This window comes from Arthrobacter sp. RCC_34 (genome assembly GCF_041360795.1).
Taxonomy (GTDB): domain Bacteria; phylum Actinomycetota; class Actinomycetes; order Actinomycetales; family Micrococcaceae; genus Arthrobacter_E.
In genome coordinates, this window is record NZ_JBFUPW010000002.1 from 252,827 (window position 1) to 264,215 (window position 11,389).

The 11,389-nt window shown below is 70.7% G+C and carries 7 protein-coding genes; all 7 read right to left on the bottom strand.

What is annotated here, in order from left to right:
* Positions 1-21: 21 nt before the first annotated feature.
* A complete protein-coding gene (locus tag AB6732_RS09955; RefSeq protein WP_370959815.1) occupies positions 22-1,887 on the bottom strand; it encodes a serine/threonine-protein kinase in 1,866 nt (621 codons plus the stop codon).
* A complete protein-coding gene (locus AB6732_RS09960; protein WP_370959816.1) occupies positions 1,884-3,833 on the bottom strand; it encodes an FHA domain-containing protein in 1,950 nt (649 codons plus the stop codon). Before AB6732_RS09960 ends, AB6732_RS09955 begins: the two co-directional genes overlap by 4 nt.
* Complete coding sequence (locus AB6732_RS09965; RefSeq protein ID WP_370959817.1) at positions 3,830-4,720, bottom strand: PP2C family serine/threonine-protein phosphatase; 891 nt, start codon at positions 4,718-4,720, stop codon at positions 3,830-3,832. Before AB6732_RS09965 ends, AB6732_RS09960 begins: the two co-directional genes overlap by 4 nt.
* Positions 4,717-6,318 (bottom strand): RDD family protein, encoded by a 1,602-nt coding sequence (locus AB6732_RS09970; RefSeq protein WP_370959818.1) that lies wholly within the window; start codon positions 6,316-6,318, stop codon positions 4,717-4,719. The genes AB6732_RS09965 and AB6732_RS09970 overlap by 4 nt, the downstream gene beginning before the upstream one ends.
* Entirely contained in the window at positions 6,315-8,714 is a 2,400-nt protein-coding gene (locus tag AB6732_RS09975; protein ID WP_370959819.1) for a transglutaminaseTgpA domain-containing protein, read from the bottom strand. Before AB6732_RS09975 ends, AB6732_RS09970 begins: the two co-directional genes overlap by 4 nt.
* Complete coding sequence (locus AB6732_RS09980) at positions 8,711-9,922, bottom strand: DUF58 domain-containing protein (RefSeq protein ID WP_370960116.1); 1,212 nt, start codon at positions 9,920-9,922, stop codon at positions 8,711-8,713. The genes AB6732_RS09975 and AB6732_RS09980 overlap by 4 nt, the downstream gene beginning before the upstream one ends.
* A 463-nt stretch (positions 9,923-10,385) precedes the next feature.
* A complete protein-coding gene (locus AB6732_RS09985) occupies positions 10,386-11,351 on the bottom strand; it encodes an AAA family ATPase (RefSeq protein ID WP_370959820.1) in 966 nt (321 codons plus the stop codon).
* Positions 11,352-11,389 lie beyond the last annotated feature (38 nt).

Below are 11,389 nucleotides of genomic sequence, written 5' to 3' on the forward strand. Positions count from 1 at the left end.
TGCACGTTCACTCCGTCCCGCTCAGGGGACGCAGACCTTCGCCGAATCGGCATCGCCGCTGGAGGCGGTCCCATCCTTGCGGATCACCCTCACCTGGATGCACGTCGGCTGCCCCGCAGTCGGCTTCACCCGGACATTGTTCTGTTCGGCTTTCTGCCACTCCCCCTGTTTGGTGGCGGAGATACTACGCCACTGGTAGCTGTCCCCTTCCTTGGGTTCGGGGTTCGTCCAGGAGAAGAAGAGCTTCCCAGAGCCGTCCGGACTGCCGCTGAGGTTCTTGACGTCGGCCACCGTCCCGTCGCCCAGCGGATCCACCGGCTTGGCCGTTCCGCCTCCGGACAGACCGGAGGTGCTCGACTGGCTGGCCGCGTCCGTGGACCGGTCACGGCCCTTGCCGCCGCCCTGGTTCAGCACGACCACGAGCACGACGCCGAGAGCCAGCAGGAGCGCACCGGCCACCACGCTGATCCACAGCTTCGTGCGGCCACCGCCCTGCGGAGAGCCCTGGGTGCCGCCCTGGGTGTGCGGTGAACCGGTCCACTGCTGACCGGTGTTGAGCTGACCCGTGTGCTGCTGGCCGGTGTTCTGCTGGCCGGTCGAGCCGGACTCCTGGAGCCCGCGGAGCACCGTGGCGCTCGTGGCATCGTCCTCCCGGGTCCGTTCCCAGGCGGCGGGGCCCGCTGGCCCGACGGTCCCGCCCGACGGCGTCGCGGGTGTGCCACCGTGGTAGCCGTACGGGGCATTCCCCTGGGCCGTGCCACCCTGCGACGCCGGGCCGCCAGAGGCGCCCGGGGCCGTGCCCGTGGACCGCATCATGGTGGGGTCCTCGGGCAGCGTCTGGTTCGGCGCCGTGTAATTCGGCGTGGTCCGGTTCGGCGCCGTCCCGTCCCCGGAAGTGCCCGTGCTGCCGGTCCTGCCACTGGAACTGTCCGGGTCGATCACGGAGATCCCGCGGAGCCGGGTGGCCTCCACCTCCTCGTCGGAGTCCGAGTCGTCCTGGATGGGATCGCCCATGACCTCGAAGGGGGTCACGGACAGGCTCAGTTCCGCCTGGATGCGCTGCAGCGCGAGGCCGAACGCGTACGCCGAGGGGTACCGGGCGGCCGGGTTCTTGGCCATGGCCGTGGCGAGCGCCAATTGCAGCGCCTCCGGCACATCGGCGCGCCCCAGCCGTGGCAGGGGCGTGTTGCTGATCCGGTTGATCATCTCCGCGTTGGAGTTGTCGGCGCCCGGGACGGCGAACGGCGAATGGCCGGCCAGCAGCGTGTAGACGGTCGCGCCGAGCGCCCAGACGTCCACCAGGACTCCGTCGGTGGAGCTGGAGGCGAAGCTCTCCGGCGGCGACCACGGCACGGACATGGCGCCGTCGTTGCCATCCTCTTCAGGGTCCCCGCCGATGATGCCGGAGATGCCGAAGTCGGTGAGGGCGGGTCGGTTGTAATCCGTGACCAGGATGTTGGCGGGTTTGATGTCCCGGTGCGCGATGCCGGCCCGGTGGGCCGTCTCCACGGCCGAGGCCACCTGGATGCCGATGGCCAGGGCCTCCTGCAGCCGGAAGCGTTCCTTCCGGTACCGGAGGTCCAGGCTCGGCCGGGAGCAGTACTCCATGGCCAGATAGGAGTGTCCGTCCGGCGTGATGTTCGCTTCGTAGATCGTGACGATGTACGGGTGGGTGGACAGCTGTGCCATCAGGTTCGCCTCGGACTCGAAGGCACGCCGGGCGCCTTCGGTCTTCAGACCCGCATGGAGGACCTTGACCGCCACCTGACGGCGCGGCCTGTCCTGCTGGTACAGGTACACGTCGGCGAAGCCACCGGATCCGAGAACTCGAACGTAGTTGAACCCGTCGATCCGGGGCGGCGGGGCGGCGGGGCGTTTACGGCTCACGGGAGATCCTCGAAGACGATGTAGACCTGATCGCCGAGTTCGGCGACGTCGCCGCTCAGCACGAGCGCCGTCTCCGACTGGCCGAGCCGGCGCGGGGACTGGCCTTCGCGCAGCAGCACCGTGCCGTTGCTCGAATTCAGATCGCACAGCACGACGTTCCAGCCTTCCAGCCGGATCTCGGCGTGCGAACGGGAGATGTCCCGCTTGGGGCTGTCCACCTGGACCAGATGGGGCATGTCCCCGCTGGAGACGCGCGAAACGGACGGCTGACGGCCCAGGATCACATTGCGGTCCAGGACCACGGTCTCGCCGCTGGGCAGCCTCAGACGGCCGAGAGCCGGGCGCGGAACGCTCGCGGCGTCACCGGAGATCAGCTCCTCGCAGCTCATGCAGTGCGTCCGGGTGGGCGGATTGGCGTGGCCTCGCGGGCACATCCGGGCCAGAACCCGGGGGCCGTTGGCCGGCGGAGCCGCGGGAGCCGCCTGCGGGGCGCCCTGAGGGACGCCGGCGGGCAGCTCGCTGCGGAAGACCGTGTGGCCGTCGTGGTCCAGATCATCGCCCTGCGGCGCCCCCGGAGGGAACGACGGCGGGGCGGGTGGCAAGGGCGGCGCGGCGGGTGCCCCGCCGGGTCCCTGAGCCGGGGCCGGCACCGGCGCCGAGCCGACCGCGGGCGCGGCGACGGGAGCCGGGGCCGCGCCGGAAGCCGCGCCGCCGGAACGGGCCCAGGGCACCTCGTCGATGAGCGATTCTCCGTGTTCCGCAGAGGGCAGGAGCGTGTTCTGGGACTCGTCGTGCCCCGCGGGCCCGGCGGGGCCGGAAGAAGGCTCCGGGGTCACGGAAGGCGCAGGCGCCTCGTCGGCGCCACGCCCCTCGTCGGAACTGGCGGGCGCGGTGGTGGAGGCGGGGCCGGTGCCGCCCGGAGTCTCACCGCCACTCTGGGTCCCCGCGCCGTCCGGCGCGGCCGGGACCTGGTCCCAAAGGTGGTCGTAGGTGGTGGTGAGGTCGTTGGGCGCATCGGCATCATGGTGGTGCGCCGGAACGTCCCCGGAGTGCTGTCCGGAGACGGCCGCCGGGTTCTCGTCCGCGTCCTCGTCAGCCGGCGCCTGAGCCTCCTCGTCCGCCGCCACGACGGCGCCTTCCGCAGGGGCGCCTTCCACTGGGGCGCGTTCGCCCCGGGGGGATTCGTCGTCCGCCTCATCCTCGGCCTCGGGCTCATCCTCGGACTCGTCCTCCGAGTCGTCCGGGATGGCCTCGGCGTCCACGGAGTCTCCCGCTCCCGCGTCCTCGCGTGCCGCCCGGGCGCCCAGCAGCTCGGTCGCCAGGCTGTCGGTCTGACCGTCGAGGCTGAAGGCGGGCTCGTCGTCGTCCTCATCATCCTGGGTCGGATCCCAGGACACCGGCACGGCATTGTCGGAAGGCATGCTGTCTGACGGCGGATTCCACGACGGCGCGGGCGCGGCGAAGAGCGGCGCGTCGGCGGTGTCCTCGAGGGGTTTGTCGGCGGGCAGCTCCCCCACCACCAGCACGGACGCCGTCACGACGCCCGCGTCGAGCGGCATCCACGGGTGCTCGTCCTCGTCCCCCGGCTCGCCGCCGCGGATCTCGAAGCTCTCGCTGGAGGGCAGGGTGCGCTCGTTCCAGGTGGTCACTCCGCGCCCGTGCACCTCGTGACCGCTCCCGTCCAGGGTCCGGACCTGGAGATCACCGCGCAGGAACACCCGCAGGGAGTCGCGGTGGTCCACCACGGCGAAATCGGGCAGGCCGGTGACCGAGGTCCCGAACGAGCGGGTGACCTCGTTGAGCAGTTGGTCCACGGAAGGGTTCCGGCCCAGGACCTCCCAGAGCTGCTGGATCCTCTCGGTTCCGGCGTCCGGGTACACCACCACCGCGATCCCATTGCGCAGGACGTACAGCCAGGAGCCCTGCCGGTAATGATTGGTGTTCATTCTTCCTCCCCTGACGCCGCGGTGTCCGCGGCGTTCTCCTCGCGGAGCGCCAGGAGCTCCCGTGGCAATGTGTCCTCAGTCTCCGCGTCGATGCGGGGAGAGGTGGTCAGCTCGCCATCGTGGGCGAACGCGTCGACCACCACCACGCTGACATTGTCGCGGCCCCCGTTGCGCAGTGCGGCCTGGATCAGCGCGTCCGCGGCCTCCTGCGGGTCGAAGGTGTTCTGCAGCGTCCGGCGGATGAACTCGTCCGAGACCTCGCCGGTCAGACCGTCCGAGCAGACCATGACCCGGTCGCCGTCCTCGATGGGCAGCAGCCAGTAATCCGGCGCTCCGCCGTCGCCGCTGCCCAGGGCCCGGGTCACCACATGGCGGCGAGGGTGCCGCAGGGCCTGGGTGACGGAGATGGAGCCGTTGTCGATCAGTTCCTGGACCTCCGAATGGTCCACGGTCACGCGTTCGAACGTGCCCCGGCTGAGCCGGTAGGTCCGGGCATCACCGACGTTGAAGACCAGCCAGTACGGCTTCTGGTTCTGCTCCACCACCGCGACGCCGCTCAGGGTGGTCCCGGCGCGGCCGGAGCCCTGCTGGCGGATGGCCAGGTCGGCCTCCTGGAGGGCCTGCTGCAGACGGGTCACGTCCACGTCGCGGTTGCCTTCCGGGGTGGCCAGGCGCTGGGCGAGCGTGCGGACGCAGATGCCGCTGGCGATCTCCCCCGCTTCATGCCCGCCCATGCCGTCCGCCACCGCGTAGACGGGGTCCTGCGCGATCAGCGAATCCTCGTTCAGCTCGCGGCGGAGGCCCCGGTCCGTGCCGAAGCCGGCGGTCAGGGTCAGAGGCCCGGCGCCGTGGGCCGAGGCGAAATCAGAGGGCACTTCAGAGATCATGGTGTGCTCAGCTTAAAAGTCCGGTCCCCGAATTTCACAGTTGACCCGGGGCGGACGAAACGTGCCTCTCCCGCGACGAGCCGGACCAGGGTGCCATCGGCCAGCATCTCACCGCTGCCGTTGGTCGACTGGCGGTCCGTCACCCAGGCTCCGCCCGAGGCCGGGACCACGAGCAGATGGGTCTTCGAGATGGACCGGCCGGCGTCGTCGAGCGCCAGGAGGCGCAAGCGCTCCTCCCCCGCCCGCGCAGCCGGATTCCGGCCGATCAGTACGCCCTCGTCGAGCGCGACCTGTGCGCCGTCGTCGAACAGGAGGACGAGCGAGTCCTGCTGCCCGGCGGACCCGAACGGCAGATGGGCGCGGAGCATGGTCTCCCCGTGGTCGGCGGGGGCCGACGGCGGAGCGAACTGCTGCTGTGGCGGGGCGAACGGCGCGGGCTGGCCGTACTGCTGAGGCTGGGAGTACTGCTGATCCTGCTGCGGGGCGGGCGGCTGCTGCCCGAACGGCGCGGGCTGACCGAACTGACCGGGCTCTCCAAACTGAGCCGGTTCCCCGAACTGAGCCGGCTCTCCAAACTGGACAGGGAACGGCGCCTGAGGCACCGGCGGGACCTGACGGCCCTGCTGCTGCGGAGCGGCCGGACCAGGCTGCGGCACGACGACGGGCGTCACCGCCTGCGGCTGGGCCTGCTGCTGAGACTGCTGTGCCGGCCGGTTCTGGCCCTGCGCGGCCAGCGGGGACGCCACCGGACGGACGGCCGGCAGGTCGAGGGTTGGGTAGCTGTGGGTGCCCGCGATGCCTTCGGTGGTCACGGGATTCCGGCCGTTCCGGACATCGAACACGAGAGTGCGGGCGACCTTGTCATGCCAGCCCTGCTTGCGCTCGTTGGGGTCCCAGGCGTTGGACACACCCGCCACGATCAGCCAGAGGAAGGACACGATCGAGCCGATGCTCCCCACGATCTGCACCACGCCGGCCGGGGCGAAGAACGCCATAATGCCGCCCACGAGGGAGAACAGGATGTTCGGGGCCAGCAGCACGAGCCAGCGCAGGAACACCGCGCCCGCGCCCGGGGCGAAGCCCTCGAGCTCCGTGGTCCTGATCCCGAAGATCGCATTGCCGAGCGAATTGCCGCTCCGCGCCTCCATGATCCACATGGTCACCACATAGGCCAGCCAGATCAGCACGGCGAGCCCGGACATGACGAGGGCGAACACCACGTCCTCCTGGCTCGGGCCCAGGTTGGCGGACCCGGCCAGGCCGTTCTTCAGCAGCGCGGCCGTGCCCACCGAGAGGAGGACGCCCGCGATGATGCCCGGCACGGCCAGGTCGATCACCTTGGAGAAGAGACGCTTGACGGCGCCCGCGCGGACCACCGGCTGCGTGTCGGGCAGCTGATCGGGATGCTGGGCCACGATGCCCGGGCTGGAGGACTGCCACGGGCCGCCCTGCGGGGCCGCGCCCGGCTGCTGCGGATGCTGCACACCGTTCCTCAGCGCCGCACGGTTGCTCAGGGACGTGCCGCAGGCGAGGCAGAACCCCGCTCCGGGGGTGAGCTGTTGCTGACACTGGGGGCAGCGTTCAACGTTGATGCTCATTGCCCATCTCCTTTACTGCGTCGTACCTTCTCCAGGAGGCCCCGGGGGCCGGACTCCAGGACCGTGCGTGCTTCCACCAGCAACGAGCGAGGCGAGAACCTGGCCCGCTGGCGGCGCCAGAAGCCCATCCCCTCGGTCATGCTGCTCAGGGACTGGTCCACATTCTCCCAGTACGCCCGGACTTCCTCCTCGGCCGGCTCCCCGGCCCCGAACACGGCCGCGTCCGCCCGCTGAGCGAGCAGCACCGTGCCGGGGGCCGCCGTCGGGAAGGCCTCCCCCACCAGGGACGAGGTCTCGCGGCGCGTGGCCTTCGGATCGACGGGTGTCCCCAGGTCCGTGGCCAGACTGACCACTTCGCTCCAGCCACCCGAGAACCGCTGCGCCGGGGGCCCTTCCAAGGCCCTCTTCTTGCGGCGCCGGTTCTTCAGGACGGCGATCAGCACGAGGGGCAGGGCCAGGATCAGGACCGGGATGGCTGCGAGGCCGATCGTAGCGAGGATCGGGCCGAGGACGGACCAGAAGTCGTTCTTCTTCTGATCCGCGTCCGCAGCCTCCGGCTGGGAGTCCGGCGGGAGTTCGGCCGGCTCCTGCGGCGGGGGCGGCGGCTGCAGGACCTGCGGCTTCGGCTTGGAGTTCTTCTCCGGGTCCGGCGGGATCGGGACGTTGTCCTTCGGCGGGGTCGGGTCGAAGGGGATCCAGCCGGCGCGGTCGAAGTTCACCTCGACCCAGGCGTGCACGTCCTTGCCCTTGATCTGGATGTCTCCGCCACCGTTCTGCGGGCTCTTGGGATCCGGGTAGAAGCCCATCACCACGCGCGCCGGCATGCCCAACTGCCGGCAGACGAGCGCCATCGCCGAGGCATACTGTTCGTCGTCACCCAGCATCTGCTTGGCAGTGAACAAGGTGGTCAGACGCGACTCGCCGTGGCCGGACAGGCTCGGGACCTGTCCCTCGGTGACGAGGCCGTTGCTGAACGCCCCCTTGGTCCGGAAGTAGGCCTCGATCTGGCGCACCCGGTCGATGTCCGTGGGCGCGTCCCCGGCGATCTGGTCCGCCTTCTGGGACAGCGCCTGCGGAACGCCGTCCGGCTTCGGCAGTGAGTCCGCCGCCACACGATACTGGGTCAGCTGGCCGTGGCTGAGCGTGGGCGGGACCTGCACCTGGACGGTGTAATGATCCCCCTTGCCGAGGCCGAGCGTGGTGATGGCGGTGTCCGAACCCGAGTTGAAGTAGAGACCGCCGCCCGCCGCGCTCGAAACCGGGAAGTCGAATCCGACCGTCCGGGTGCCTCCGGGCACGAAGTATCCCTGGTAATCCCCCACCGTCACGTCGATCGTGTAGTCGGAGGTGCCGTCGCCCGTGGGCGCCTGCGGGTTCAGCGCGCGGGCGTCGCCCACCTTGCTGAAGTTGCCGGTGCCGTTCGGGTCCACGTTGTAGACCGTGCCGTTGTAGCTGTCCAGGGCGGCGAGGCGCACCCGGCCGTCCTTGGGCAGGCCCTTGACCTCGAAGAGCGTCTTGTCCTTCTGGTCCTTGACCATGGTGCGGAAGCTCGCGAGCGGGGTGATGTAATTGCGCGGATCGAACGGCGGCACGACGACGTCGCGCAGCACCTGCCGCTCGGTGGTCGCCGTCACCGCCGGGGACGCCAGGGCCGTGACGACCACCGCGCCGGCCAGCACCGCGGCGCCGAGCGCCAGGCGGTTGAACCGTGCGCGGCGGACGGCGCCGGCGTCGTGCTCCGCACCCTTGGCGACGATCCTGGCCTCCGCGCCCCGCAGGCGGGAACGGCGCCAGGACGCCCAGACGAGGGCTCCCACACCGAGCGCTGCGCCTCGCGGCACCGTCAGGAAACTCGCGTTGGTGCTGAAGGCGACGCCGACCACGAACAGGGCGAGCACGGGCAGGAGCGGCCACAGCGCGCTGCGCAGCCGCCAGGTCAGCAGTCCGGCCGCCACGGCGCAGATCAGCCCGGCGAGGAACGGCACGATCAGCATGCCGTCCGCCACGCCCACCGGAACGCCGACGGTCAGCATGTCCTTCCAGGAGAAGACGATTCCGAGCAGGAGCGTCCGCAGGGAATCCAGGCTCGGCAGCACGCCGAACAGGGCCTGAGTGGGGGTGGCGAGAGCACTGCCGAAGAGGAAGTACACCAGGACACCGGAGCCCGCCGTGGCCAGCAGACCCATGCGGAGCCGGTGGCTCAGTGCCGCGACGCCGAGGCCGAGGGCGACGCCGCCCAGACCGGCCAGGAGGTACCGCGGGTCGCCGCCGTAGCTGAGGTGGAGTCCGAGGATCCCGAGTCCCAGCAGGACGAACAGCGCCCCGGCGTCGGCGAGGTCCTGCCAGGCGGGGAGCCCGCGCCTGCCGAGGATGCGGGTGGTGGGCGCGGTGCTCATGCGACCGCCTTTCGCAGAACGAGGGCCAGATCGTCGAGACCGCCGAGCGTGAGGACGGTCAGATCGGCGATGGTGGCGCGGGACGGCGCGGCCCCGGGCTGGATGCGGATGGCCATGGCCCGGACACCCGGCAGGACCGAGGCGGCGCAGGAGCGCAGCTGGGCCGGGGTGACGCCACTGCCCACGACGAAGAAGACCACGGATGCGTTCGGGACGCGGTCCGCCAGCCGGCGCGCCAGATCCACGGCATCCCGGCGGCCGGTCATGCCCTGGAGCCGCGTGGCGTCGTCGAGCATCGTCCGGCCGGTGGCGCAGCGGAAGGGGCCACGCTGGGTGAGGATGTCCAATTCGCGCTGTTCGACGAGGGCCTGGCGGCCCACGGAGCACGCGACGGAGATGGCCAGTTCGAACTCGAGCTCCGAGGCGTATTCGTCCAGATTGGCGGAGAGGGCGATCGCCAGGTGCGCGCGGCGGGTCTCCTCGAACTGGCGGACCATGAGGGTGCCCAGCCGGGCCACGGTCTTCCAGTGGATGTGGCGGCGGTCATCGCCCGGTGCGTACTCCCGCAGGGCGTGGAAGGACACGTCCGTGTTGGAGAGTTCCTTGGTGGTCATGCCTTCCAGGTCCCGGATGAAGCCGGCGGCCGGGCTGCCGAGAGCGACCGTGCGGGGATGCACGAAGAGCTCGACCGGCTCGGTCCAGCGGATCTGGCGCTTGAGGAGGTGGAACGGGTCGGCCCGGACGGAGACCGCCGGGCCCACCATGATGACCTGACGGCGGTTCGTGGGGATGCTGAAGAGATCCTCGTGCAGTTCCTGGGGCCGCAGGCGCGGGATGGGGAAACTGGCCACGGCCCGGCCCACGGGAAGTTCCAGGGTGGAGTGCATGACGGGACGCGGCGCCGTGTTGATGACGGAGATGCCACCTACGGCGTTGTCTCCCACCGCCACGCGTGTGCGGGTCAGATCGAGCGTGACCTGGTAGGAGGAGCGCCCCACGATGAACGCGCAGCCCACCACCAGGAGGACTCCCAGAAGGATGCCGAGTGCCGCGGCCTCCTGCCAGCCGAAAGCGGTGGCGAACCACGCCATGCACAGGACCAGCGCCAGGCAGGCCCAGCCCAGCGGCGTGACGACCGAGACCACCGGTCCCACTCTGCGGACGAGGACGTCGCGGACCCTGCCGGTCACGGGACCGCAGACGTCCACGATCACGCGCCACGCCTGCCGGAGCAAGGAGGCCGGCCGTGCCGTGACGGTCCTGAGACCGGCCAGCGGAGCACCCTTCCCTTCGGCCCCGGTCGTCCGCGCAGGCCGGGTGGCCTTGCCGGGGCGCGGAGCCTTATCCTGCCGCGGAACCCTGCCCTGCCGCCGGGCCTTGTCCGGACGCCGGGCGCCGCGAGGCGGGCGCGACGACGACGGCGCGGCGCCGCCTGCCTGAGCGGGCGAACCGGACGGCTGGGCCGGCGGTGCGGACGGCTGGGGCGGGGCCGCCGGGGCGGCGGGCCTCCGGATGGTCCGGTCCTCCCCCGCAGGGGCCGCTTCGCCCTGATCCTGGGCGCGCCGGGCCTCCCGCGCTGCGCGCCGCGATGTGGGGGCGTTCTCACTCATCTGTGGTGTGCCTTCAACTCCGTAGGGACGGTCATGTCGGGGCCGTGTGAACGGCGGAGGGTCAGGCCCTTTGCTGAGGCGCCGCGATCTCGGTCAGCACGCGCGAGATCACCTGCTCCTGGGTCGCTCCGGAGAACTCCGCCTCCGGATCCATGACCAGACGGTGGGTCCACACCACCGGGGCCAGTTCCTTCACATCGTCCGGGAGCACGAAGTTCCGGCCCTGCGCGGCGGCCCACACCTTGGCGGCACGGACCATGGCGAGGGCGCCACGCACGGACACGCCCAGGCGCGTCTGCGGCGCGTTGCGGGTCTCCTCGGTGAGGCGCGAGATGTAGCCGAGCACGGCGGGATCCACGTGGTTGGTGGACGCCAGGTCCGCCATGTCCGCGATCGCCTTGGTGGTGATGATCGGAGTGAGGGCCTTGGAACGGTCCTTGAGGCTGGCGCCGCTCAGCAGTTCCACCGTGGAGTTGTGGTCCGGGTAGCCGATGCTGGTCTTGATCAGGAAGCGGTCCAGCTGGGCCTCGGGGAGACGGTAGGTGCCCGCCTGCTCGATCGGGTTCTGGGTGGCGAGCACCATGAACGGGCGCTTGGCCTCGTAGGTCACGCCGTCCACGGTCACCCGGGACTCCTCCATGACCTCCAGGAGCGCCGACTGGGTCTTCGGCGAGGCGCGGTTGATCTCATCCGCGAGCACGATGTTGGCGAACACCGGGCCCTCGTGGAAGTTGAACTGCTGCGTCTTCTGGTCGTAGATGTTCACGCCCGTCACATCGGACGGCAGGAGGTCCGGGGTGAACTGGATGCGATTGTGCGACCCCTGGACACTCGCTGCCAGGGCGCGGGCGAGGGAGGTCTTGCCCGTCCCCGGGGCGTCTTCGAAGAGCACGTGGCCCTCCGCAAGCATGCTCATGACCGTCAGCCGGATGACGTGCTGTTTGCCCAGCACCGCCTGGCCGACGTTGGCCACGAGTTTCTCGAAGGTCCCTGCGAACCACGTTGCCTGCTCGGTGGTCATCGTCATGATGCTGTGTTCCTTTGTGTCGAGTGAATCTGTCGGGG

Bases quoted from the DNA above. Each gene is read 5' to 3' on its own strand.
- AB6732_RS09960 (WP_370959816.1), bottom strand. From the start codon at position 3,833: ATGAACACCAATCATTACCGGCAGGGCTCCTGGCTGTACGTCCTGCGC.
- AB6732_RS09965 (WP_370959817.1), bottom strand. From the start codon at position 4,720: ATGATCTCTGAAGTGCCCTCTGATTTCGCCTCGGCCCACGGCGCCGGG.
- AB6732_RS09970 (WP_370959818.1), bottom strand. From the start codon at position 6,318: ATGAGCATCAACGTTGAACGCTGCCCCCAGTGTCAGCAACAGCTCACC.
- AB6732_RS09975 (WP_370959819.1), bottom strand. From the start codon at position 8,714: ATGAGCACCGCGCCCACCACCCGCATCCTCGGCAGGCGCGGGCTCCCC.
- AB6732_RS09985 (WP_370959820.1), bottom strand. From the start codon at position 11,351: ATGACGATGACCACCGAGCAGGCAACGTGGTTCGCAGGGACCTTCGAG.